The sequence below is a fragment of the Paracoccus sp. S1E-3 genome (assembly GCF_013868135.1).
Lineage (GTDB): Bacteria > Pseudomonadota > Alphaproteobacteria > Rhodobacterales > Rhodobacteraceae > Paracoccus.
The window spans coordinates 508,505-532,865 of the sequence record NZ_JACEMU010000016.1; the positions used below are offsets into that span (position 1 = coordinate 508,505).

The 24,361-nt window shown below is 59.2% G+C and carries 25 protein-coding genes and 3 pseudogenes; 6 read left to right on the forward strand and 22 right to left on the reverse strand.

Annotated features, from left to right (window positions below; translation table 11 throughout):
* Positions 1–4 precede the first annotated feature (4 nt).
* Genes H1S04_RS17040 through H1S04_RS17055 form a run of 4 tightly spaced genes read right to left on the reverse strand, consistent with a single transcriptional unit; the run spans position 5 to position 7,233 of the window.
* Positions 5–367, reverse strand: coding sequence for a hypothetical protein (locus H1S04_RS17040; protein ID WP_181746702.1), 363 nt, complete (start codon positions 365–367; stop codon positions 5–7).
* 11 nt (positions 368–378) lie between these two features.
* Entirely contained in the window at positions 379–3,120 is a 2,742-nt protein-coding gene (locus H1S04_RS17045) for a DUF1156 domain-containing protein (protein ID WP_181746703.1), read from the reverse strand.
* Positions 3,121–3,130: 10 nt separating this feature from the next.
* Positions 3,131–3,727 carry a hypothetical protein gene (locus tag H1S04_RS17050; RefSeq protein WP_181746704.1) on the reverse strand — a complete coding sequence of 199 codons (597 nt, stop codon included), beginning with the start codon at positions 3,725–3,727 and terminating at the stop codon, positions 3,131–3,133.
* Positions 3,724–7,233, reverse strand: a complete 3,510-nt coding sequence (locus H1S04_RS17055; protein WP_181746705.1) for a helicase-related protein — start codon at positions 7,231–7,233, stop codon at positions 3,724–3,726. The genes H1S04_RS17050 and H1S04_RS17055 overlap by 4 nt, the downstream gene beginning before the upstream one ends.
* 599 nt (positions 7,234–7,832) lie before the next feature.
* Here H1S04_RS17055 and H1S04_RS17060 point away from each other — a divergent pair.
* The 4 genes and pseudogenes from H1S04_RS17060 to H1S04_RS18840 all read left to right on the forward strand — a co-directional run.
* Positions 7,833–8,192: pseudogene (locus H1S04_RS17060) on the forward strand (ParB/Srx family N-terminal domain-containing protein); the annotation flags it as partial.
* A 143-nt stretch (positions 8,193–8,335) separates the two neighbouring features.
* A complete protein-coding gene (locus tag H1S04_RS17065; protein WP_255435666.1) occupies positions 8,336–8,764 on the forward strand; it encodes a rhomboid family intramembrane serine protease in 429 nt (142 codons plus the stop codon).
* A 233-nt stretch (positions 8,765–8,997) separates the two neighbouring features.
* A pseudogene (locus H1S04_RS19005) lies at positions 8,998–9,093 on the forward strand (hypothetical protein); the annotation flags it as partial.
* Positions 9,094–9,296: 203 nt separating this feature from the next.
* Positions 9,297–9,602 (forward strand): annotated as a pseudogene (locus H1S04_RS18840) (hypothetical protein); the annotation flags it as partial.
* Between the two features lie 73 nt (positions 9,603–9,675).
* Here the strand turns inward: H1S04_RS18840 and gnd are convergent.
* The 5 genes from gnd to H1S04_RS17095 are packed head-to-tail and all read right to left on the reverse strand — an operon-like array spanning position 9,676 to position 12,666.
* Complete coding sequence (gnd, locus tag H1S04_RS17075) at positions 9,676–10,665, reverse strand: phosphogluconate dehydrogenase (NAD(+)-dependent, decarboxylating) (protein WP_028720615.1); 990 nt, start codon at positions 10,663–10,665, stop codon at positions 9,676–9,678.
* 47 nt (positions 10,666–10,712) lie between these two features.
* Entirely contained in the window at positions 10,713–10,994 is a 282-nt protein-coding gene (locus H1S04_RS17080; protein WP_081791467.1) for a DUF427 domain-containing protein, read from the reverse strand.
* A gap of 16 nt (positions 10,995–11,010) precedes the next feature.
* Entirely contained in the window at positions 11,011–11,625 is a 615-nt protein-coding gene (locus H1S04_RS17085) for a uracil-DNA glycosylase family protein (protein ID WP_081791466.1), read from the reverse strand.
* Positions 11,622–12,203 carry a molybdopterin-dependent oxidoreductase gene (locus tag H1S04_RS17090; protein WP_081791465.1) on the reverse strand — a complete coding sequence of 194 codons (582 nt, stop codon included), beginning with the start codon at positions 12,201–12,203 and terminating at the stop codon, positions 11,622–11,624. Before H1S04_RS17090 ends, H1S04_RS17085 begins: the two co-directional genes overlap by 4 nt.
* A gap of 16 nt (positions 12,204–12,219) precedes the next feature.
* On the reverse strand, positions 12,220–12,666 hold the full coding sequence (locus tag H1S04_RS17095) for a hypothetical protein (protein WP_036763518.1): 447 nt from the start codon (positions 12,664–12,666) through the stop codon (positions 12,220–12,222).
* An 82-nt stretch (positions 12,667–12,748) separates the two neighbouring features.
* Here H1S04_RS17095 and H1S04_RS17100 point away from each other — a divergent pair, with 82 nt between their 5' ends.
* Both H1S04_RS17100 and H1S04_RS17105 read left to right on the forward strand, forming a co-directional pair.
* Positions 12,749–13,429: a hypothetical protein gene (locus H1S04_RS17100; RefSeq protein ID WP_052432431.1), complete on the forward strand. Its 681-nt coding sequence runs from the start codon at positions 12,749–12,751 to the stop codon at positions 13,427–13,429.
* Between the two features lie 3 nt (positions 13,430–13,432).
* Entirely contained in the window at positions 13,433–14,362 is a 930-nt protein-coding gene (locus H1S04_RS17105; RefSeq protein WP_028720613.1) for a CorA family divalent cation transporter, read from the forward strand.
* Positions 14,363–14,382: 20 nt separating this feature from the next.
* On the opposite strand, the gene H1S04_RS17110 is transcribed toward H1S04_RS17105, so the two are convergent.
* From H1S04_RS17110 to msrB, 13 genes are read right to left on the reverse strand one after another with little or no spacing between them, the layout of a single operon-like run.
* A complete protein-coding gene (locus tag H1S04_RS17110) occupies positions 14,383–14,697 on the reverse strand; it encodes an antibiotic biosynthesis monooxygenase (RefSeq protein ID WP_051578302.1) in 315 nt (104 codons plus the stop codon).
* Between the two features lie 19 nt (positions 14,698–14,716).
* Positions 14,717–15,907 carry a sodium:proton antiporter gene (locus H1S04_RS17115; RefSeq protein WP_028720611.1) on the reverse strand — a complete coding sequence of 397 codons (1,191 nt, stop codon included), beginning with the start codon at positions 15,905–15,907 and terminating at the stop codon, positions 14,717–14,719.
* Positions 15,904–16,401: a peptide-methionine (S)-S-oxide reductase gene (locus H1S04_RS17120; RefSeq protein ID WP_028720610.1), complete on the reverse strand. Its 498-nt coding sequence runs from the start codon at positions 16,399–16,401 to the stop codon at positions 15,904–15,906. Before H1S04_RS17120 ends, H1S04_RS17115 begins: the two co-directional genes overlap by 4 nt.
* 4 nt (positions 16,402–16,405) lie before the next feature.
* Positions 16,406–16,864, reverse strand: coding sequence for a carboxymuconolactone decarboxylase family protein (locus tag H1S04_RS17125; RefSeq protein ID WP_028720609.1), 459 nt, complete (start codon positions 16,862–16,864; stop codon positions 16,406–16,408).
* Between the two features lie 2 nt (positions 16,865–16,866).
* Positions 16,867–17,394 (reverse strand): N-acetyltransferase, encoded by a 528-nt coding sequence (locus H1S04_RS17130; protein WP_028720608.1) that lies wholly within the window; start codon positions 17,392–17,394, stop codon positions 16,867–16,869.
* Positions 17,387–18,799, reverse strand: a complete 1,413-nt coding sequence (locus H1S04_RS17135) for a mercuric reductase (protein WP_036763621.1) — start codon at positions 18,797–18,799, stop codon at positions 17,387–17,389. The genes H1S04_RS17130 and H1S04_RS17135 overlap by 8 nt, the downstream gene beginning before the upstream one ends.
* A 20-nt stretch (positions 18,800–18,819) precedes the next feature.
* Positions 18,820–19,389: a hypothetical protein gene (locus H1S04_RS17140; protein WP_028720606.1), complete on the reverse strand. Its 570-nt coding sequence runs from the start codon at positions 19,387–19,389 to the stop codon at positions 18,820–18,822.
* 28 nt (positions 19,390–19,417) lie between these two features.
* The gene (locus H1S04_RS17145; RefSeq protein WP_199416804.1) at positions 19,418–20,896 is read right to left on the reverse strand and encodes a YdiU family protein; all 1,479 of its coding nucleotides are present in this window, start codon (positions 20,894–20,896) and stop codon (positions 19,418–19,420) included.
* A 23-nt stretch (positions 20,897–20,919) separates the two neighbouring features.
* Positions 20,920–21,372 carry a DUF417 family protein gene (locus H1S04_RS17150; protein ID WP_051578301.1) on the reverse strand — a complete coding sequence of 151 codons (453 nt, stop codon included), beginning with the start codon at positions 21,370–21,372 and terminating at the stop codon, positions 20,920–20,922.
* Positions 21,373–21,429: 57 nt separating this feature from the next.
* Entirely contained in the window at positions 21,430–21,930 is a 501-nt protein-coding gene (locus H1S04_RS17155) for a peroxiredoxin (protein WP_028720604.1), read from the reverse strand.
* Positions 21,927–23,366: an FAD/NAD(P)-binding protein gene (locus H1S04_RS17160; RefSeq protein ID WP_081791464.1), complete on the reverse strand. Its 1,440-nt coding sequence runs from the start codon at positions 23,364–23,366 to the stop codon at positions 21,927–21,929. Before H1S04_RS17160 ends, H1S04_RS17155 begins: the two co-directional genes overlap by 4 nt.
* 3 nt (positions 23,367–23,369) lie before the next feature.
* Positions 23,370–23,882, reverse strand: coding sequence for a peptide-methionine (S)-S-oxide reductase MsrA (gene msrA, locus H1S04_RS17165; protein WP_028720602.1), 513 nt, complete (start codon positions 23,880–23,882; stop codon positions 23,370–23,372).
* Positions 23,879–24,319: a peptide-methionine (R)-S-oxide reductase MsrB gene (gene msrB / locus H1S04_RS17170; RefSeq protein WP_028720601.1), complete on the reverse strand. Its 441-nt coding sequence runs from the start codon at positions 24,317–24,319 to the stop codon at positions 23,879–23,881. Before msrB ends, msrA begins: the two co-directional genes overlap by 4 nt.
* Positions 24,320–24,361: the final 42 nt, after the last annotated feature.

Consider the following 24,361-nt stretch of genomic DNA (forward strand, 5'->3'; position numbering starts at 1 on the left):
CGGATTATCTCTTTGTAACCCAATGGTATTCGTAAGACAGCCCACTGATGCTGCCCTTGCGAACCTTGGCCATCAATCCCTCGTCAGGCACGGTCGCCGCGATCACCGAAATGTCGTAAGCCTTCAGATACGGCGGGCCGTTGGGCTCGCCATCCACGGTCTTCTGACACACCTTGACGGTCGCCTTGAACCTTGTGCCCAGGGGGAACATCTCGCGCAGGTTCCGCGGGAACTCGACCCGCATGGCGGGGGGAAACACGGTCACTGCCTTCACCCGCGGGCGCGAAACTCCGGGATCGGTGCAGGTTTCCAGCTCCACCCCGCCGAAGAACTGGCCAAGGGCGTATGATGGATCGTCGATCTTCATGGCTCCCCCGGTTAAACCTCAAATCTCATCTGACCGCTGCGGTTCGTCAGCGGCGCGGTGGCGGCTTCGCGGGTCAGGTCGGTCCAGTCCGCGATCAACGCGTTGTAGGCGGTCGCCTCCTTCGCGTCGCCCCGCTTTTCGCAGATGTTGTAAAGCACATAGGCAAGGTCGCGCACGTCATCCGCCTTGGAACCGAACTTCTTCAGCATCACCGCCGCCTCATAGCCGATCCCGTATTTCTCGTGCAGGCGCACCAGATGCTGGCAGCATTCCCAGACGGTCAGGTGGCCATCGGCATCCGGCTCCCACTCCGCATCCAATTCGTCGCGCTTCAGGATGCGCACCTTTCCGGCCGCACTTTCCACGATCCCGGCATGCTTCACGCTTTCGACCGAGATGCCGCGCGCGTTGGCGATGTTGTTCGCCGTGCCGTAGTCACCTGCCTTCAACCCGTTCTGTTCGAACCAGGTGATGGCAAATCGGGTGTCGGCGTCGAACTCGCCCTGGATGCCACCGAGGTATTCGTCGAGCTCGCGGTTGATCAACTGCAGCGCGGCCTTCACCGTCATCGGGCTGTCGTCGGATTCCAGCACCGCCTTGTAGCGCGAGAAGACGCCCATGCCGGGGCCGATGGCCGATTGCGGCATGTCGGCCGGGGCGATGTTCGCGGCTTGAAGCTCCCCGATGGCCGGGGGCAGTTCGCGTTTCAGGGCACGGATGAACTCGGCCCTGGTAATGACCTCGGCCGAGGCTTCCTTCTTGCGGCAGACGAGGACGACCGAAGTAGCGAGCGCGTTCGTCCCTACGCTAATTGTCCGTCCTGCCCTCTCAGTTCGCACGGGCCAAGTCCCGACTACTGACAGTCCAGACGAGATGATTGCTTCAAGGAATGTTGCCCATCCCGACGATGTCAGTCCCTCTTCAGAAACCTCACTTTGCTTAAACGCGTAATACACTGTAGCTGGTAGACTATGATCTAGCTGGCCGGCGATATTGGCGAACGCCTCTGACATACCATTCAGAAAATAATCTTCTGCCGCTCGGCGGTTCTTATGCCTGTGCGGCATTGCCACCAACTCGTCCGATTTGGGCACCGCAATCGTCGAGAATACCTCTGGATAAATGTCTCCAACAGATCTCTTGAGCCACACATAAAAGTAGTCCGAGAGGTCAGCATAGCCGATATTGTCGTAATAGGGTGGATCAGTGGAAAGGCAGCTAGCCTTCGGCAACACAGCAAATCTGGCATCTGCTTGCTTGAGACTGCCCATACCGAGAGCCGGAAGCTCTGATAGCGCCTTTACAACCCAATCAACGGCACCGCCAAAATTTCCCGTGGACGTACTGAATACATTGCACTCCGCAAAATCCCAAGTCATGGCGATAGCTTGCCGAGCAAAGGTAAATCGGATGAACCCACTCGTCGCCCACGTCGCAATGGTGCTCCAAGCATCAGCGCACCTGTCAATCGCACACGACAGGTAAACTCGAATGGCATTCGAGTACTCAGTAGGATCGACTGCGCCGAGATCTCCGTGGCTCCTCAGGTCATTGGCAATCTGGGCTTTTAGTTCCTTCGCAACATCGACAAACGTTGTCAGAGCAGTTGCCTGACGGTCCGTAAAAGCTGCTCCCCAAGTTGTCATGCCGTACATCGGGAGGCGATCGACTTCATGGGATGGAGTTGTCACAAGCTCTTCTGGAAGCCATTTTGGTTTCGATAGGAAGGCAGCTTTCTCCATCTCTGGAGTCGGAGAAATGAAGACACGTCCTCGTGTGCCTTCAACCACCACCGCCATCAGCTTTTGGCCTAGGCCCCTCTTGCGCGCCGTCTCACGGATGTAGTTGAGCGGCATCGCACTGTTTGAGACAAGGCAACGACCACCTTGCCTACTGACGGTCCCATCAAGTTTGCCAGCATTTGGCAATCCGCCCGTTCGCACGCGAAATGAGTAGTTCTTACCGTCGACAATTGGCTCGACCCAAGCGGTGTCACTAAGTTGGAAAGAACGAACAAGCGGAACATCAACGTCTGCAAATGCTGGATCAGGGCTTGGCACGGTCCTGGCCCAGATCCAAGCGACAACAGTCCCTTTGCCGCCGCCATACTCTTTCGGCAGGTCTACCTGCGGGTAGAGATGCCCGATGCGCGCCCACGCCTTCTCACGCATCCATTCGCCATAGTATTTCACATCCTCGGCCAGCCCTTCCGCGTTTCGGTAAAACGACCGATCCTTGATGCCGGGGTGAATGGGGGGCATGTCCTTGAATTTCGGCGGGATCTCGATCATCGCCTTGCCGATCATCACCGCCACCGGGTTCAGGTCGGACCCATAGGCAGGCAGGCCCAACCGCTGCGCCTCGAGCGGGATCGACCCGCCGCCCGAGAACGGGTCATAGACCGGCGGCAGCACACCACCGCACGACCGCCGGATTTCCGCCCGCGCGCGTTCCAGCACCTCTTCGTTTGTCGAGTTCTCCCACTTCACCAGGTCTTCGATGATGGCAAACAGCCGCTGCCGCTCCCGCTCCTGATCCTCATGGGTGGGGAACTGGTCGGGATGGCTGGAGGGATCGTCCACCAGCTGCGCAAACAGCACCGCCCGACACGCCGCCAACGGCCGCCGCGCCCACCACAGATGCAGGGTGGAGGGATGCCCATGCCGGATCGACTTCTCCCGCGCCGAGGCGGCGTTGATGGCCTCCAGCGGGATGGCGACTTCGATCAGTTTCTTTTTGTAGGGTTGGGTCATCGTCTTGCTTTCAATAGGGCGCGGCAGCTTCGATCCGTGTCGACATCGCCTTTAGACTTGTGCACATTGCCGCGAAGCGCCCTTGGCGCTTCAGCCATGCACCGCTCGATGACATTCCCTGCCCACCGATGGCATCTAGAGCGCGCTTTTTCGATACCGCACTATCGTGCGCGGCAAAGTTTCGCAACGCGCTGAGTTTCTTGAGTGCGTCCGTGTAGGCAGCATCAGAAACGATTGTCGGCAGCCAATGAGCTGCCGGAACTACCTTCTTGATGGTCTTGATGAGACCGTCGCGACCAGCAAAATCGAAATAGCCATCACCACAAATGAGATATTCGCAGACCTCGACGTTCATATGGGCTGGGAATTTCCTTCCTTTAACTTGTGAGAACGTCGTCGCATCGCTGTTAATCAAGGCAACCAAACAACTGAGAATCAAGTCCTCGAACTCGCGATAGACCCTGATGATGGCGAGATCAAAGCACCAAGACTGATCTTGATCGGTCAATGGACCTCCGGCACCGGTGGCCCGATTGGTGAAAGAAATGATTTCGTCGATGTTCGAATTGAACGTCCGGGCGGCAAGCCTAATGCTCTTCTTTCTCAACTTGGCACCTCTGCCCGCTCCAGCAGGCGCTTTAAGTTAAACTGGATGGCAGTGTGTTCGAACGCAGGCTCGTGGTCCGACAGCGCACCACGGACATACCGCGGCTCTTGTGCGTAACCACTTTCGATCTGCACGATGGCCAGGATGTATTTGCCCGGTTCGTGTAGGGAAGTGATGATTTCTTGCCGGGTCAGCATGACTGTATCGGCGCCGTCGATCCGACCCTTGACCTCGATAAAGCGTAGATGGCCAGAGCGAGGATCGTAGGAAGCGATGTCGTAGCCCACCTTCTGCGCCGACACATCAGACGGCTCGTTGCCCAGCGCCCGCTCGGCCTTGATCACCGCTTCCATGGCCTTCAACTCGCTAATCCGCCGGGCCTCCGGGTCTTCGGCAAAAGCGCTGGCCTTGGCCCCGCTTGCGGCGGCAGCCTTCGCCAACAGCAACCCCTTCGGCACGACGACCATGCCGCCCCGCACCCGCGGCGGCTGGGCGGAGATGAAGCGTTCCTTCTCCAGCAACTCCATCCGGCGTTTCAGTCGGTCGGCGAGGTCTTCAGCCCGGCGCTCTGCGTTCTGCCAGTTCAGGCGGGTCTTCTTTCCTGCCTTTTCGTCCTCACGCAGTTCGGCGGCGCGGTTGTCCCAGAAGTTGATCTCCTTCTTGAGGCGGGCCTTTACCTCCTGCTCGACCTTCGCCACCTCCGGCAGGCGCCGCGCCTTGACCTCGGCCACGTGGCTTTGGGCCAGATCGACCGTGGCAAAGCGGATCGCCGCCTTTTCCAGATCGTTGCGCAGCCAGTCCTCGTGCAGCTTGTCGGAAACCAGCGCGATTTCCTCAGCCGTAGCTGGACGCAGGTTCAGGTGGGGGGCGATCCCCGCATTCGAGGCTTGTCCAGTCTTGTCGATCGAGGCGAACTGCAGCTTCTCCGAGATGATGTGGGCTTTGCCGGTGCTGGTTGGGCGGCCATCCTGGACGCTGTGTTCCAGCAAGAAGATGGCCGACAGGTCTTGGCCGAGGTCGGTTTCATCGACCATGACCGCGCCCTGCTTCATCAGGTGGTCGTGCTGTTCGCGCACAATGCTGATGACGGCTTCGAGCAGTGGGTGACCGGGACAGACAAAGGTCGCCACGGGCTGCTGGTTCACCTTGCCCTTCTCGAAGCAGATGCGTTCGTACTTCTTCTGAACTGGCGAGCCCGTGCCGATCTGCCGGTCGCGTTCGCGGATGCTGACCGGGACATGGGTGATCTCCCACCGACCCTCTTCCCGAGGCTTGATCTGGCCACCAAGGCGCTTGAACGCCTCGACAAAGAAGCTCTGGATGTGATGCGGCTGAAGGCGCTGGGCCTCGGCGCGTTCCATGTCGATGCGGATTTCCTGCACCTTGGCGGCTGGCATCGTATCATTGGTCAGGGCCCGACGCGCCAGAAGGTCCAGCAGATGTTGCTGATCCACGGCCCCGTCGACGGCCTGGAACAGCCGGGCTTTCACATCGGGTTGCTCGCCATACTGGATCGCCTCGAACAACAGATCCTTCAGCGCCGTGCCATCGAACAATTCGCCAAGGACGTCGTAGACCCGCCCGCCCAGCGCCTCGCGTGCCGCCTCCAGCTTTTCCAGAAGCCGGGCGTAGACCTCGCCCTCGCGCGTGTCGGCCGCAACGAGGTTCCAGAGATGGCAGACCTCGGTCTGACCGATCCGGTGGATACGGCCGAACCGCTGCTCAATCTTGTTCGGGTTCCAGGGGAGGTCGTAGTTCACCATCAGGTGGCCACGCTGGAGGTTAACACCTTCACCAGCCGCGTCGTTCGCGATCAACACCAGCATGTCGCGGTCCTGCATAAACCGCTCGACAATCTTCCTCCGATCCTCGCGGGATACGCCGCCATGGATCACCTCGACCGCATCAGCGCGGCCAAGACGCGACCTTACGCGATCATGCAGGTAGTAGAGGGTGTCCTTCGGCTCGGTGAAGATGATCAGCTTGCGGCGGTTGCCGTGCGAGTCGACCATCAGCTCATCATCGAGGATACGGTTCAGCTGCGACCACTTGGTGTCCTGGCCAGAGCTGAGAACGCCCAGCGCCATCCGTTCGAGGACTTGCAGCGTTTCGACCTCAAGGGCGAGCTGATCGACGGTTTCGGCCGTGGTCGCGGTCGTGGAAATCCGATCCTCGATATCGTCGATCTCGTCCTGGCCGAGTTCCTCAAGGTTCTGCAGGGCGTCATCCGGCACGTCAGGGGTATCGAAACCGGACCTCTTGCCGCGGACCATCAGGCGCGCCTCGGCCAATTCTGCCTCCAGCCGTTCGCGCCGCCTTTTCAGGGACTGGTAGATCGCGGCCGGTGAGGACGCGAGGCGGCGCTGTAGGATCTGAAGGGCAAAGCCTACGTTGTTCCGTTTCTTGCCGTCCTCGGCCGCAAAGCGCTGGACCCGATTCATCTCGTTGCGGACGTACTCGGTCACTGCAGCGTAAAGCTCGGCCTCTTCGGGCGACAACTCGTATTTGACCGTGTAGGCGCGACGCTCGGGGAAGAGCGGGCGGCCATCGAAGCGCAGCAGTTCCTCTTTCGTCAGGCGCCGCATCATGTCGGCAGTATCCGCATAATGCACGCCGTCGCGGAAACGGCCCTCGAACCGGTCACCATCAAGCAGCGCCATGAACAGCTGGAAGTCCTGCTCGTGCCCATTGTGCGGGGTTGCCGACATCAGGAGCAGGTGACGACATGCCTCGCCGAGCTTCTGACCGACGCGGTATCGCTTGGTGTACTTCGCTTCACCACCGAAATAGGTCGCGGACATGCGGTGGGCTTCGTCACAGATGATCAGATCCCACTCTGCCGCTTGCGCCAGCTTGTCTTGGAGCTCTTCATTTCGGGCGAGAACGTCCAGTCGAGCAATCAAGCGGTTGCGGTCGCTGAACGGATTTCCTGATCTGGAATTTTCGATCATGTCGCGGGTGAGGATGTCGAATTCCAACCCGAACTTCTCACCAAGTTCGTCCTGCCACTGTTCGACCAGACTGCCAGGTGCGACGACAAGGCAGCGCTCGAGATCGCTGCGGGCGATCAATTCCTTGATCAGCAGCCCCGCCATGATGGTTTTTCCAGCACCCGGATCGTCGGCGAGAAGAAAACGCAAAGGCTGGCGCGGCAGCATTTCGCCATAGACCGCGGAAATCTGGTGCGGAAGCGGATCGACGAGGCTGGTGTGAATGGCCAGATAGGGGTCAAAGTAATGCGCCAGCTTGATCCGATTGGCCTCAGTGACAAGGCGCAAGAGATCACCATCGGCATCGAAGGACCATGCCCGGCCGCGGGCATCCAGTTCAATTCGGGCCTGATCATCACGATACAGAGTTGTTTCAGCTACACCGCCACCGGGCACGCGATATACAAGGTTTATTGCCTGATCCCCAATCCACTCGACAGAAACAACTTCGACGGGCTGGCCCGGAACGACGCCGCGCAATTGAGCGCCATTCTTGATATCTTCCAGAACCGTCATCTTCCCTCCGCCCACTTGCACCGGGATCGAATCGGCGCAGCACTCCAGTCTACTCGAAACGCATGGCCAAACAGCCTGAAAGCCCAGCAATTTCTATCAGATGGACGTTAGACGCCGATGCATCCGGGAACAAGCGGCGACCGCCGCTGAAAGCCGACGATCTGGAGGCTGACCACGCCTCTCAATCCACCGATCGTGCACCCTCCCCCCTCCTCTGGTTCCTCCCCGGCGCCAAACGTATGCGGGGGGGCGCAGCGCGGCGGTTCGCTAGCGTGAGTTAGTATCACCGGGGAAGCCAGGCGGAAGCCACCTTGCGCGCTGACGCCGGAATTCGTGAATCAGATCAGCGGCTTGCGGAATCACGATCTGGCCGGGGTGGATTCCCGGCGGGAAGCCAGGGAAGCCACCTCCGGGGAAGCCAGGGGGCCGGAAGCCACCCCGGAAAGCCAATTCGTCAGAAGCTGTTGAATCCGCTTCACTTTTCGGGTTGACAGACCTGCCCCCATTGACCTACCCCTTGATCATCGAAGAATTGCGCCCGGAGGAACCCCCTCGCGGGCGCTTTTCATTTTCCTCCCCCTCATCCTGAGCCCCATCCCATGGACCTCGTCTTCGCGCCGAGCCAGGTAGAGTCCTGGCCGATTGCCCGGCTGCGCCCCTATGCCCGCAATGCCAAGATTCATGGCGACGACCAGGTGGCCAAAATTGCTGCCAGCATGGCCAAGTTCGGCTGGACCGTGCCCTGCATGGTTGCCGACGACGGCGAGCTGATCGCGGGCCATGGCCGGGTGCTTGCGGCCACGATGCTCGGGCTGACCGAGGTGCCGGTGATCCGGCTCAGCCATCTCGACGAGGCGGAACGCCGCGCCTACCGGATCGCCGACAACAAGCTGACGGAAATGGGCGAATGGGACGAAGCCCTGCTGCGCGACGAGATCGCCGGGCTGCTGGCCGAGGATTCCTGCGCAGCGCCGCGGCGCTTGTCGCCTTTATCGCCCTGCTCTGGGCGATCCAGGTCGTCAACTGGATCACCGGCTACGGCCTGAACCCGGCGTTCGGACTGATCCCACGGTACCTCGGTGGGTTGGATGGTATCATCGCAATGCCCCTCCTGCATGGAAGTTTCGGGCACCTGATGGCCAATACGCCGCCACTTCTGGTGATGGGTGGACTGCTGGTGGCAACAACCACGCGGGCCTTGCTGCCGGTGAACGCCGTGGTGATCGGCCTCGGGGGAGGCCTCGTCTGGCTGTTCGGCACCTCGGCCATCCATATCGGTGCGTCGGGGCTCGTCTTCGGCTGGTTCGGTTTCCTCGTCGTGCGCGGCCTCGTGGATCGCTCGCTGATCACGCTAGGCGCGGCATTGGTGGTCGGGGTCCTATATGGTTCCATTCTCTGGGGCGTTCTTCCGGGCCAACCCGGCGTGTCTTGGGAAGCGCACCTCTTCGGTGCCATCGCCGGCGCGGCCGCTGCGTTACTGGTCCGAACGCATGTCCATGCCCCGCGCTTGGGGGACGTGGATCTGGACTAAGCGCCACAACTGACCTGCCCGGCCCAAAGCTGCCTTTGGGCGAGAGCTGATATCGCTGCAATGCGGCCCATCGAAGGAGATATTCGCTGCACAAGCTTAATCTAAACCTAAGCAGATGACTGGATCGCGGGATTTTGCCGACATTCCTGTTTAGCCACGCTGCCGACGAAGCATTTGCTCGCAGTTGCGGCACAAGAGTTGTTTCGAGGCGGCGCGCGTAGAAACGGACGGACCTGCTCGGACACTGGTGGGAAGGCTGGGCGGAGTTCGCCAATGCACGGCTCGCCGGACTCGACATCGACGCATGGATCGATCACTGCAGCCTCAACGCGCAGAGCATCTTACTGAAGCCGCAGGACAAGATCGGCGCGCCCGCGCAGCGGATCGTGCGAGCAGGTGAAAAGGCCGACCGCGCCGAGTTGAACCGCGCCATCGCGCGCGAGAACGGCCCCCGGATCATCGCGGACCCGAGCCTAGCGCTCGACGTGCTCGCCCGGCAGTAAGCGGCCTTCACCCGCCGCGACATGGCCGCTTGCGTATACCGTTACGGCGAAGGTCCGCGCCAGTTCAACGCGGTGCTGGGCGCCATGCGCAGGGCACCCGACCCGGTGGCGCAGGGGTAGGATGTGCGCGGCGGCGAGCGCTTCACCACGCGCGACTTGCTCGAGGTCGAACAGCGGCTACACCGCGCGGCGATGACGATGACGTCCGCGACCGCGATACAGCCCTTGCCCGCGCCGAGGCGCAGGATCTGATCCTGTCCGCCGAGCAGGCCGAGGCGCTTGCCCATGTCACCGACGGCTGTAGTCTCGGGATCATCATCGGCCATGCCGGGACGGGGAAGAGCGCTATGCTGGACGCGGCCTGTAAGACCTGGGAGGCGGCGGGGTTACCTCACCGCCATTCCCTCTTCAGCCCTTGGAAGAAAGGCTTGGGTGGCCGCCGAATTTATTGCGCAGGGCCGACAGGAAACGATTGCCCAGTTCATTTTTTTCGCGCGACGAAAAACGGGCAAACAGCGCTGCGGCGAGCACTTGCGCCGAGGTGCGCTGGTCGATGGCCGCTTCAATCGTCCACCGACCTTCACCACTATCAGCGACTTCGGTAGAATACTGATCCAGCGTCGGATTGCTGGCCAGAGCGTCGGCCCCAAGATCCAGCAGCCATGAACTGACTACGCTGCCACGCCGCCAGACTTCTGCGATAGCGGCGAGGTCAAGGTCATAGCGGTAATCTTCTTCCACCACTGCATGACCTGCCGAGGCGAACAGCGCGAAACCTTCGGCCATGGCCTGCATCATACCGTACTCGATCCCATTATGGATCATTTTCACATAGTGGCCGGAGCCGGGCTTGCCACAATGGAGCCATCCAGCCTCACCCGGAGCTTGAGGTCCACCATCGCGGGCAGGTGTTCTTGCGGCCGCATCTATCCCCGGTGCGAGCGTGTCAAGAATAGGCACGATCCGCCCGATTGCCTCATTTGCCCCGCCTAGCATCAGTGAGTATCCACGAGCCAACCCAAAAACACCTCCGCTGGTTCCGCAATCAACCATCAGGATGCCTTTAGCGGCCAGCATCTGGGCGCGCGCAACGCTCTCTTTGAAATGGCTATTGCCTCCATCGATGATGACGTCGCCTGATGTGCAAAGTTGGCCCAGCTCGGTCAACACCTGCTCGGTTACTTCACCGGCGGGAACCATCAGCCAGACTACACGAGGCGCTGCCAAAGCTGCGACCAAAGACCCGATGTCGGCATAGCTGACTGTGCCGACTTCTTTTGCCAACGCCTCCCTCGTCGTCTGGTTTGCACTGTGAACGTGACATTGATGCCCGGCCTTCGACAGCCGCCGGACCATGTTGCCGCCCATTCGTCCGAGACCGATAAATCCCAGTTCCATCGTTAAGTCCTTTCTTGATTTCCAATGCGTATTTGGGCCGGTCCGGCTCAGCTCACCTGTACGCGGCGCCAAAAGGCGACCATGCCCCTTATTTGCGCTGCCGCCGACCTGGGAGATGGGTAATACCAAGCCGCATCAGGGTTGGTCTTTCCGTCCACCTCTAGTGAGTAGTACGATGCAGTTCCCTTCCAGGGGCAAACCGTTTCGCGCGTGCTTTGCGATAGGTACACTGCCCGCACACTTTCGATCGGAAAGTAGTGATTGCCTTCGACAACAACGGTAGCGTCGCTTTCTGCGATGACTTTGCCGTTCCAGATTGCCTTGACCATTTGGCGCCCCCTTTTGTCAGTCTGTCTGATCCATGACCTCGCGGACACGCAGACGGAGTGCCGGAAGGAGTTCTGTCCCGAACCAGGGATTGCGGCGCAGAAACGCGTTGTTGCGCCAGGAAGGGTGCGGCAGCGGCACGACTACCGGCGCCCAATGGCGCCAGTCAGCAACAGTGGCTGTTACGCCCGCCTTGCGTGCGTCTGCGCCCAGGTGCCAACCATGGGCGTAACCCCCGATCAAGATAGTGAGCCTTACCTGATTGAGCGCGTCCAGCGCCCGGCTTCGCCACGTTGCCGCGCAGCGTGGTGGTGGCGGCAGGTCGCTGCCATTCACATGATAGCCGGGAAAGCAAAATGCCATGGGTAGGATACTGATCCGGTCGCGATCATAGAATTCATCGCGCGTAACCCCCAACCACTCACGCAACCGGTCGCCCGAGCGGTCATCGAAGGGGATGCCGGATTCGTGCACGCGCAAGCCAGGCGCCTGCCCAACAATCAGAATCCGTGCGCGTTGCCGCAGCCAGACGACTGGCCGGGGTTCGTGCCTTGTGGCAGTGGCTGCGAAATCTGCTGCGCACATACGGCAGGGCCGTATTTCCTGTGCTATCGCCGGCTCGCCAGCACTCATCCTCTGTACCTTTGTTCTTTCCAGGGATCACCGTAGTTATGATACCCCAGCTTTTCCCAAAAGCCCTTGTAGTCATAGGGACTGAAATGGAGGCCACGAAGCCACTTGGCGCTTTTCCACAGATATAGGTCCGGCACCACCAGTCGTGCCGGGCCACCATGTTCTACGCTCAGCGGTTTACCGTCGAATTCTGTGGCCACAAAGGCTTTGTCACTTAACATATCGACCAAACGCAGGTTCGCGGTGTAATTGCCGTCCGCACGCGCCTGAACATAAACCGGATCAGCTACTGGGCGAACAAGATCGGCCAGTACAGAAACTGCCACCCCGCGCCAAAGTGTGCCCAGTTTGGACCATCTGGTCACGCAGTGCAGATCGGCGCTGAATTCGCGCTGTGGGAGGGCCTGAAAGCCCGCCCAATCCAGTGTGATCGCCTGTTCGACGTCACCGTCGAGGGTTAGTGACCATGTTTCCTTGTCGGCCGTCTTGGGCGTACCCGCCGTCATTACCGGGAATTTCTGAGTTACCACCTGATTGGGCGGAATGCGCGGGCGTCCATCTGGGCGAAGAGTACTCATCGTCAGCTCCCGATTGTCAGTAGACCTCAGTGACCTTCAGCTTGCGGCCGCGGAACTCACAGAATTCACCGGCTCTCTTGCCTTCCAGGGCCTCGTAGATTGGCGCCGCTTGTGAGACACCGATAAATTTCTGCCCCTGACATGAAAACTCTCCTGTCGAGACGCCAATGACCAGATAGCGATCCCCGATCCGCACTGCTGCGCCCGGCGCCACTTCGGTTTTCGGTCCGAAATCAAGCACGTTCAACGCTGAGATTTTGGCTTCCACTTGATGCTCGCGGTCATCGAACGCCTCAGCAAGATCGGCGGCGGTTTCTGCTTGGCCCTGTTCGTCATTTTCAATCGGCTCCGTGCGATCCAGCCGCGCGGCGCTGAGAAATCGCTCATAGGTTTTATGGGCTTGCTCAAGTTCGGCCTCTGTCAGGGCCAGCATCGTGTTGCGCAAGTGGTTCTTGTCGATCATGGGTTTTCCTTTACGATAGTTGGAGTTGTTAAGTTGGTGATTTTGCGGGGCTTCTGATCCCGCTCAAGCGTGGGAAAAAGATTTGGGCGCAGCACTTTCCATCGTTATCCTGTTCACGATCTCGTCCACGATCGTGCGGGTCGCGGCTGTGTTTCTAGAACACACGGGCATTTCACGCGACGTTGCCAGAGTTCAGGCCATGTCGGCACTTAGCGGCACGGGGTTCACCACGTCTGAATCCGAACTGATCCTCCAAACACCGGAGCGCAGACGTATCCTTGTGATCTTGATGATTACCGGTTCCGTTGGTCTGGCCTCGGTGGTTGCCACTGTTGTGGTTGGGGCCTTCGGGATCAAGGAAACGGCCAGCGGGTTGTTGCTTCAGCTTACGGCGATCATCACGGCAATCGCCTTTGTGCGCTACGTGCTCTTTTCCTCTGTCGTCGATGAGTTCATTTGCGGCATGGCACATGCGTGGCTTGTCAAACACATGGCGCATGTTCCGTTCACGGTTTTGTACCAGTTGGATGCGGACAGGGTGATTGCCCAACATAGTTTGGCGAAGGCACCTCCTTCGAACAATGTGGAGTGGCCCGGCGACCTGACCCTCATCGGTGTGCGCAGCGCCTTCAACGCCGAGATAAACCCGTGGGACGGAACGCCGTTGCCTGAAGGATCGGCCATGGTCTTGGCGGGGCCAAGGGCGTCCCATCATAAGTTTGCCGCCGCCCATGGATTGACCCCAGATACAGGAGCGCACTGAGGCATGACAGACGTCAAAACATCGCCGGGGTTTCTTCACCTGCACGCACTGAACGGGGGCGGGGAATGGCTCCATATGTGTATCAAGCATCGAGAGACCAGCGCCTATCTCATGGAGGTGGCCATGCTCGACGACCTGGTTGTCGATGCGATGATCGAAGAGGACACACGTTCGCGCGTGCGCGTTCTTGATGACGGGATCATGGTGCTTTTGAAGGCCATGCATGTCGGTCAGGACATGGCACGCCCTGAAGACATGGTGTCGATCAGGATCTGGATCGACAAGACGCGCGTCATTACTACACGCGAGGCCGATGTTGACCCGATCCTGGCCCTTCATCAAAAGTTGTCCGCAGGTGCAGGCCCAACCACACCGGGTGAGTTTCTGGCTGATCTTATCGAAGAACACCTCGATGAGGTCGATGACCACATCGAGGAACTGGAAGACGCGGTCAACAGGATCGAAGGGCTTGTGGGCACTCATCAGACCGAGGCTGCCTGCCCCAATATGGCACAAACCCAATCGCGTATCAGCGGCTTCTTGCGCCACCTCGGGCCACAAAAACCTGTGCTGGAACACTTGTCGCGCTGCAAGCACTCCCTTTTGAGCGAAAGAGAGCGCACGCGGATCGATGACGGGCTCGATCAGCTTTTGCGGTATCTTGAAACCCTGCAAAACCTGCGGGACCGCGTTGATATCCTCAACGATCAGGTTGCCCGCATTCAAGACAGGCAACTGACGCGCAGCTCCTTTGTCTTCTCGGTCGTGGCGACGCTGTTCCTTCCGCTTGGGTTTATTGTCAGCGCGTTCGGTGTGAACCTCATGGGGGTTCCCTTCGAAGGGCATGCAAATGGTTTCACCATACTGATGGTGATCTGTTTGGCTCTGGTCGCAGGGATGCTGGTCTTGTTCCGCTGGCGAAAGTGGTTCTGACGGAGGTGGCGGCTGCATTTTCATGCGCCGGTGAAGTTCATCGCGTGATGCTCAACGACCTCGGCAACAACCACATCATACTCCAAAAAGACACCGTTCTTGCCGCGGTCTTTGGCGTATTTGTGCTCGGGGTGGACATCCCATTCCTCGATCGCCTCGAAATCTTCGAAGTAACCGATAAGCACCTTTTCTCCGTCCTCTGCGGTAAAGACCTTGTGGCTCATATACCCCTTTAGCCCCTTCACCACGGTCACCATGCGGGCGTAAAGCTCGTCAAACTCGCCTTGGAAGTCGGGATCAACCCGGTGGCGAAAAACCTCTACATGCATTGCCATTATAGTCTCCTTTTCTGGTTCAAGATTTCATGCGCCCGATGCGGGTCGCCAAGGGGGTTGAACTGAGGCCGTGCAACAGGATGGACAGGCCAACAGTCAGCGAGACACAAGCCAGCAGTTCCTCTTCATTCGGGAAATCGAATTGATCCATCATCAGCAATGTGAAGAGGATCGAGGCCAGACCGCGTGGACCGAACCAACCAAGGAAGAGCTTCTCACGCGCGGGTAGCCCGCTTCTTGTCAGAGAAACGAAGATTGGCAAGACACGGACCAGCGTGAGGAAGACCAACGCAAGAATGATCGTATTTGGCCCTGCGTGCGCCAATCCGTCGGGCAGCAGAAACGCACCGAACACCAGAAACGCCGCCATCGTCAAAAGTTGGCCAGCCCCCTCCATGAACTCGCTGATAAAGTGGATGTCATGACGGTAGGTGTTGCCAAAGACCATGCCCGCAACAAAGGCCGCAATGAACCCGTTTCCGTGGATGGCAACAGCAAACCCGTAAGCTGCGAAGGCGGTCACGAGAAAGACCACCGCCCCCGCCGCCTCTTGCATCAAGTCGCGGTTTTGCGCCCAGTCCATCGCCTTGGCCGCCACCCAACCGACGGCAATACCAGCGAGCGGACCGAGCACAATCTCGGTGGCGGCCTCCAGCGCCAAACCATCGGTCTGCGCGCCGCCAACCGACGACGCAAGGACTGCACCCAAAAGAACGAAGGGTAGCACCAGCCCATCGTTCAGCCCGCTTTCCACATTGATTGTCTGGCTGAGGTGGTCTGGCACCTCTGGGTTCGAAACGACAGATTGCCCCAGCGCGGCATCCGTCGGCGTCAATACTGCGGCGGTCAGCAATGCAACGGCAAACCCAGACGTAGGGTTGAGCCAAAGCGCGACAAGTGTCCCAAGCGCGATCGTCAGCGGCAGCCCGATCACCAGCATCCGTGTCGGGATCTGCCAATCCATCACCAGTTTCTTAAAGCGCACATGGCTAGCGTCTGAGAACAGGATCAGGATCAGCGTGATCTCGGCCAGAATTTTTTTACCTTCGTGGATCACATCCGGCGACAAGCTGGCGCTCAATGGCACGGACAATGCAAAGCCAAGCGCTGTGAAGATGATTGGCAGGGTAAGCAAGCTGCGCGAGATTGCTTTGCTGAGCAACGAGTAAATGGCAAAGGCCACAAGCACGAGAAGGACTGCGGGGGTCATGACGTTGTGTATTCCTTCTTGAGCAATGCACTGTGCCGGGCCCGAAGCTTGGCAAGTTTCGGCGCGATATAGGTGCGGCAAAAGGGCCGTTCGGGGTTGGATTTGTAGTAATCGTGAAATCGGCTGTCCGAAGGCTTGAAGCCCCGGTGCATAAGGCTGCGCGTAACAAAATGCACCTCCGCCTCTGCGGCAAGGTCCCGTATATGCGTCGCGCACGCGTTTTGCTGCTCCGCGGTCATACTGTAGACCGCGCTTCGATACTTGCCACGCATCTTGTGATCGGCCTCGCTGGCATGGGTGCTCAGGTGGACCGCGATCAGGTCTCGCAAGCTCACGCGATCAGGATCAAAGGAGATTTCCACCGCCTCGGACCACGCCTCGTCAGGGCCGTCGGAGCGGATAAAGCCTTGCCGCACCTCTGACACGCCCTCAAGCGGTTGGAAAACTGCCTCGGTGCACCAATGGCACCCGCCTCCAAAGCCGATGGTTACCACAAGATCACTCCGCCACTGGAACCTGACCTTGGGCCAGTTTCAGGCGGGTCCAGAGGTTCATGTTGATGACGATGGCCGCGATTTCGGCGATGGCTTTTTCGTCGAAATGTGACGTCAGGCTTTCATGCCGCGCTGCAAAGGCCGCCGGATCATAGGCCGTGAGCGCCTCGCAATAAGCCAGCGCGCAGCGTTCTGCCGGGGTGAACATCGTGCTTTCGCGCCAGCTTGCCAGATGCGCGACCTTTTCAACCGCGATTCCCTGATCATGGGCCGCTTTGGTGTGCAGGATCAGGCAATAGGAACAGGGGTTCATCTGGGCGACGCGTAGACGCAAAAGCTGGGCCAAACGTCCATCTACCGACAGATCGGCAGTATACCCAACCGAGGCCGCCATTTGCTTAGCGATCCCGTGAAACTCGATCAAATCGGGATCAAATCGGGTATTCTCGAATGTGACAGGCATTTTCAATCTCCCAGATTGAATTTCTTGCGCCAGTTTGCGCGTGTCCCACCGACCTTGCGCAGGAATGGGCAAGTCAGACGGATTTCATGGGAGCGGGTTTCAATTTCTTCAAAGACCTCGGCCGCAAAACGTGCGCCAAGGCCGCTGCCACGAAAGGATGGATCGACCTCGATATGCGTCAGGATCATCCGGTCGCCTTGCCAGACATAGCTGACGAACGCGTCAGATGGGGCCATGTGCCGGACAAAACGTTGCGCCCGTTCTTCGTGAATAAGGCCGGGGTCGTAAAGACCCGCGCGGGCTAGTTCCTTTTCAAGTTCAGGCAGCTTTGGGTTGCGCAGTTTGCGGCCCTTGATCTGGAAGGTCGGGAACTTATCTGCGCTGCCCGCCAACTTGGTCAGGCGCACGGCCGCGCGCGGGTCCTTATCAACTTCGGCCAATTCATAGGCCAGCCCGCGTTCTTCCAGGGCGGACTGATAGAACCGCGTCTTGTGGCAGCGGACCTCGCCAAACAGGGTGATGTCATGCATTGGCGGCCGCCAGCGGTTTCAAGCCTGCAAGGATCGTCGGGATCAACTCGGCGACGGTCGGGTGAACGGGCAGCGCCTGTTGCATGATCTTGTAGCTGGCACCCGTGGCCATGAAGTTCGAAAAGATCGCGATGATCTCATCGCCCGCGATGCCGAACACTGTGGCACCCAGAATAGCCTCGCTGTCGCCGTCCACGATGATGCGAATCAGGCCGGTTGTCTCGCTTTCTTCCTTGGCGCGGCTGATGTCGGCCATCTTCATGTCGGCGATTAGGATATTGCGCCCTTCGGCAGCAAGTTTTCGCGCCTCGGTGCGGGACAGGCCGACGCGTCCCAGCGGTGGGTCGGTGAACATGGCATAGGTCGTTGGCCGCTGATCGGCGTCCTTCCATTGATAGCGGTCTTTAATCTTATCGAGATCGGCCAGCACGATTTCGTGGTCGTGATAGCTGGTATGGGTAAAGGCACCACGCCGGTTCACATCGCCAAGCGCCCAGAGGTTGGGCACCTTGGTGCGCAGCTTGGCATCGGTCGGAACGTAACCGCGTGAATCGGTCTCCAGCCCGACCGCCGCAAGGTTCAGCTTGTCGGTGTTCGGGGCACGCCCCGTGGCAAACAGGACATGACTTCCCGCGATCTCGGTACCATCCTCGAGCGTCATCAGAACGCCGCGCATGCTGCGCCCGACACCTGCGATCTTGGCGTTCAGGTGCAGCGTCACGCCCTCATCCTGAAAAAACTTCGCGATGATTTCCGAGACATCCTCATCCTCGCGTTCGGCCAAACGGTCGGAACGGTGTACCACCGTGACCTTGCTGCCGAGGCGGCGGAAAATCTGACCCATCTCAAGGCCGATGTAAGAACCTCCCACAATGATGAGGTGATCAGGCAATTCATCGAGCGCCAGAAGTGATGCATTATCGAGCGCATCGATGTTTTCAAGGCCGGGAACTGGCGGGGTAAACGAACGAGTCCCGGTATTCAGAAAGACCTTGTCAGCCGAGAACTTGCTTTCGCCTACAGAGACGATGAACCGGCCGTTTTCATCGAACCCGGCAAGACTGCCCCAACCGTGGATCACCTCGACACCTTTGGTGCGCTTTAACCATGCTGTCAGTCCCCGGCGGGCGGTATCGACACGCTCGCGCATCCGCGCCATTGCGGCGGGAAAATCCACAGTAACCGCGCCCGTGGAGACGCCAAAATCCGCCGCGCGCCGCACCATATGCGCAACGCGCGCCGACTTGCGCAACGTCTTGGTGGGTGTGCAGCCGCTATTGACGCATGTCCCGCCCAGCTTGTCGCCCTCGATCAGGGCAACGGATTGCCCGCGATTGGCCAACCCAACCGCGAGCGAAGGTGCCGCTTGGCCAGAACCGATGATTACGGCGTCAAAATGATTCATGTCTTCGTCCTCTGCCATTCTCACGCTTCGCTGTTTTCGCCTTGGAAAGGCACCCGTTGGAGGCGCTCATCCCCGATAATCTTGGTGACCAGCCAAACGTATTCCTGCCTGGCCGTATCGAAGCCAAGCATCGTAAAACCCTGACCAAAGGGGCATTCCGGGAAGTCAGGGAACCCAAGCCTGAGAACATAGCGTCCGGGGTCGGCGTTGAACTCGCTCTTGCGGACCTTGCGGACACCGTATCGGTAATCCTCGTCCTCGGTCATCTCGCTGCGCGTATCCGGTTCGGCAGTTTTCAGTGACTTGACCAGATCTTGCGGGGCACCATCCCCCTCAAGATCAAGCGCATCGACAAGAAACCCTTTGACGCCCGTATCTGCGATCTCAAGCGCATAGATATTCGAGGCGTCGCCCGAACCCGGCTCGGTCTCAAAGCGGAGTTTCATCCGGACCGTCACTTCCGCCGGATTTACAGCGAGGCCTGCGCTTACATCCACGAGTTTTCCGTTCTGAATGCGGAAGTCATGGGTGAACCCGGCGTCTACGAGTTCCGACAAAGCGGCCACGGCATCAGTTGCATCAATTTTCATGGGTCGTTCCCTTCGGATTTGGGTAAGGTTAGGTGCCGCAAAACGTGACGTGACGGTGCGCGTCGACTGGGGCGGGTAGCGCATAGGTTTCTGACCCGTCTTGCTCGGTGAACGGATGTGCCAGCACAGCCAAAAGCTTGTGAAACGGCTCAAGATCGCCACCCACGGCGGCCTTCAGGGCCTCTTCAACCAGATGGTTGCGCGGGATGTAGATCGGGTTGATCCTGTTCATCGCTTCCGCCCGCAACTCCGCGGCAATATCTTCCGCCGCAAGCCGCGTGTGATAGCGGGCCGCCCAAGCGTCAAATACCGCGGGATCATCGAAATTGGCACGCGCCAGTTCGTCATTGCCACGAACAGACCCCGCCAAAGCGCGGAACAGGTTGGTGAAGTCAACATCCTGCCCTTCACAGGCCTTGAGCAGATCATTTGCCAAATGCAGATCTTCGGGCAGTTCCTTCAGCAGACCCAATTTGGCCCGCATGCCCCGCAGCCATTCCTGCTGGTAGTGCGCGGGAAAGGCATTGATCTCATTGGTCAACTGCCGGATCGCGTCGTCGCTGTCCTCGGGGTTCACCAGATCAATCAGCGTCTCGGCAAAGCGCGACAGGTTCCATTGCATGATCACCGGTTGGTTGCCATAGGCATAACGGCCGTGCTGGTCGATCGAACTGAACACCGCTTTAGGGTCATAGTTGTCGATGAAGGCGCAGGGACCGTAATCGATGGTCTCGCCCGAAATCGTTGTGTTGTCGGTGTTCATCACACCATGGACAAAGCCGATATTGACCCATCTCGCGACCAGCGACGCCTGTGCATCCCTGACGCGCCGGAAGAATTCCAGATATCGATCTTCGCGGCCCACGATGTCTGGAAAGTGGCGGGCGATGGCATAATCGGCCAGCTTGCGAAGCTTTTCGGTCTCGCCGCGCGCTGCAAAAAACTGGAAGGTTCCAACCCGCAGATGCGAGGCCGCGATGCGTGCCAGAACAGCGCCTTTCTCCAGCCCATTGCGCGCGATTTCTTCGCCCGTCGTGACCGCAGCCAAAGCGCGCGTTGTCGGAACGCCGAGGGCATGCATCGCCTCGCCCATCAGGTATTCGCGCAAGACGGGGCCAAGAACGGCCTTGCCGTCTCCGCCGCGTGAAAACGGCGTGCGGCCTGAGCCCTTCAGGTGCAGATCGCGGCGGCGGCCTTCGGTGTCGATCAACTCACCCAACAGGATCGCGCGGCCATCGCCCAGTTGCGCCGAGAAACCGCCGAACTGATGGCCCGCATAGGCCATGGCCAAAGGCGATGCCCCGGCGGGTGCCATCGCGCCGGACAGGGCGGCGGCGCCTGCGGCCGAGTTCAAGACGGTGGGATCGAGCCCCAGTTCTGCCGCCAAGGCGATGTTCAGAACGACGATCTGCGGATCGGGAACCTTGTCGCCTTGCCAAGGGACAAAGAAGCCCTCCATTTCGTCGGCAAAGCTGTTGTTGAAGGGGAACGAAAGGTCATCAAGCATGGTCATTTCCTTTCTACGATGGGCTAAACAAGGGCCAGCGCATGATGGTGTGCGATAGCAAGGCAGGCGACGAGCAAGCCAAAATCCTTCATCAGGAATTGCCCACGCGAGGACAGGAAAAGACGGCCTGCTTCTTCCTCGAAATACTGAACATAAGGAAACAGGCTGAGTGTGACCAAGAAGGTCAGCACGCCAAGCAAACCGCCCAGAAGGCCAAAACTGGGAAAGAAGATGCCAAGTACCAGAAGCAAAGCGGTGCTCAACTCAACAATCCCCAGAAATATGCTGAAGCCCGCCGGCGTCATCAGTTTCGGGCCAAACCGCAAGATCGGATGCCCCGCGACCAGCGTCTTGACAGCGTCCTGTTCATAGCGGGCAAATTTGGCGATGCCGAAGGCAACGAAGATTGCCGCAAGCGCCAGTGACAAAAGTTTCATTGCTGGCACCCAGTGGGTGATTTCTGCGACCAGTTCCATTTTCGTCCCTCGTTATTGATTGTTTGGCTCCGGCGATCTGGCCGCCGGAGCCAATGGTCAGGCGCGCTTCAACTCGACATCGTCGGCCCCGAGCGCGGCAAGAAATCGCTGCGGATCAAGACGGAAGTCCGCGTGGACAACGTTCCCTTCCGGATCGATCACGGTGAACCACGGCGTGCCGCCAGAACGGTAATCCTCCATGAAGGTCGGGTAGCGTTCACCTGCGGGCGGGGTGTCATGACCAAAGGGCATTTTCAGCCCATACTGCTCCTGATTGATGCGCAGCTTATCGCGGGTGTTTGTCTCGGCACCCTCAAAAACGGTCTGAATGACGGCGAAATCGAACCCTTTGTCCTTCAGTTTGTCATGCAGAAAGCGCAGCGTCGGAAAACCGCGCGAATGACAGCCAGGGCACCAGTGCTGGAAGCAATAAATGATCTTGTAGCCGTCTTTCATATCCGAAAGTCGAAGCGGCTTGTCCATCGGCTTGCCATCCGCATCGATCCAATCGTTGACGCGCAGTTCGGGCGCCGTGTTGCGAAGTTGTCCAAAGTTCATGACTGAAACCTTTCATATATGGCGATTTGGTTCGCTGCTTTCGCCCGCGCCGCCAGCGCACTGACGTCTTCGAGCGGAAACGCCAGAACCTCCGCGCCGATTTCGGTGACGGCGGGCGAGAGATAGCGAAGCCCCTCAACCTCCGTTTCAAGTCCGGGCCCGACGATCAGGCCCGTCTTCGTTTCGTTCATCCGCAACCAGCCGTTGCGGATCAGGCCGCTGGTTAGCAGGTCCATGGCAAGCTGGTCTCCCGGACCGGATGTGTTGATCACGACTGAGGTCGTGATTTCTTCGTTCGTTCTTGTGCCAGCCCGTTTCAGACGGATGCGGGTCTTGCCCTCGGTTTCGGCATAGACCCAAGTTATCTCGCCGTGCTCCTCCACGATCTGGCCTGCCGCTTGGAGCCGTGCATAGTCGGCAAGGCTGTTGTGCGTTGCGCGCCTAAACCGCCGCTCCAGTTGTGGCATGACCTTGCGGCGCTCCGAGAGGGAGGGCAGCAGGGTTTCAAGCCCCCTTTCGGCTGCCCAACCCAGATAGCCTGGTCTGAGTTCGGCCATGCTTGCCCCCTTGGCACGGAACGCGGCAATTTCGGCGTCGACCGCAGCCAGAAGCGCGTCTGCATCGCGGTAAGGGCCCGTCAGTTTGGGCGTCACCGGCTCTTTACGCGGGCGCGCCCAGATCAGCTGCTCCGGCTTGGACCCACGGGTGATCACCCGAAGCCGGATGTCCTGCTCGTCCATGACGGACTGCATAAGCCGCAGGACATCCAGCATCGCGGCGTTGCCTCCTAGGCAGGTCACTTCCTGTCCAGGACGCAGGACCTCGGCAATCGTTTGCTCGTTGCCATAAAGCGTCGTGAACGCCGTGGGGCCGCTATCCGCCCCAAATCGTTGAGGCGATGGTCCCCCGGTGGCCACGTCCACCCGGTCCGCCCGGATCACCTCGCCTGTGGCAAGCGTGATCCGAAACCCGTGTTCATCCTTGGCCAGATCGGTGGCCAAAGCCGTCCGCTGCTGCACCCGCACGCCTGCTTCGGCGTGCATGGCCAGAATGCCCTGCCCGATCTCGGCGAGATAGTCGCCAAAGACCGCGCGTGGGGCAAAGACAGCGCCGAAATCGCCTGCATCCAGATGATCCGCCGCGAAGTCCAACCAGCGTGGTTGGTAGGCGGCAATCCTTGAGCGAATATCACCCCAGTTTGCCTCGAACCATTCGACGAAACTCTCACCAAAGGCACCTGACGGCGAATTCAACAGATAGGCATATCGCCAAGGCGCGGCGCTCGGATGATCCGCATATGCCATCCCTTTGCCGAATTGACCCGCGTTGGCCCCAAGAATGGTCAGTTGGTCACCAGACGTAAGCACCAATGTTTCCGCAAGCGCCGCTGCGCTGGCCCCATCGCCAATAATCAGATGGTGATGAGGCCCACGCATGGCTTATTCAGCCGCCGTCGCCGCACGCTTGGGCAAAACCCAACTGGACCGCGGGAAGTGGCAAGTATAGCCATTCGGGATACGCTCCAGGTAGTCTTGATGCTCTGGCTCAGCTTCCCAGAAATCGCTCACCGGTTCTACTTCGGTCACGACCTTGCCTGGCCAGATCCCAGATGCGTTCACGTCCGCGATCGTGTCTTCGGCAATCGCTTTTTGTTCGTCATTCACATAGTAAATGGCGGACCGATAACTGCTTCCGCGGTCGTTACCTTGGCGGTCTTTCGTTGTCGGGTCATGGATCTGGAAAAAGAACTCCAGAAGCGCACGATAGCTGGTTTTCGAGGGGTCAAAGAGGATCTCGATCCCTTCGGCATGGGTTCCGTGGTTGCGGTATGTGGCAAATTTCACGTCACCGCCGGTGTAGCCAACCCGGGTGCTTTCGACGCCGGGCAGCTTGCGGATCAGGTCTTGCATCCCCCAGAAGCAGCCTCCGGCCAATACGGCACGTTCAGTCATACTTTTTCCTCCACTTGATCGAGGTATGCGCCATACCCCTCGGCTTCCATTTGGTCTTTCGGCACAAAGCGCAGGCTGGCCGAGTTGATGCAGTAGCGCAGGCCGCCCATTTCGCGCGGGCCATCATTGAAGACATGCCCCAAATGGCTGTCGCCGTGTTTCGAGCGGACTTCGACCCGGACCATGCCATACGAGGCATCACGATGCTCGGTCACGTTATCGATGGGTTTCGAGAATGCGGGCCAACCGCAACCGGAGTTGAACTTGGCTGAGGATGCGAAAAGCGGCTCGCCGGAAACGATATCGACGTAGATACCCGGTTCGAAATGCTTGTCATACTCACCCGTAAAGGCGCGCTCGGTCCCGCTCTCTTGCGTAACGTGATACTGTTGGGGTGTCAGCTTGGAGAGCGCATCCTGTGATTTTTCGTAGGTCATTTGTATCTCCTTCTTCTTCCGTTGAGAGGAAGATGGAGACTT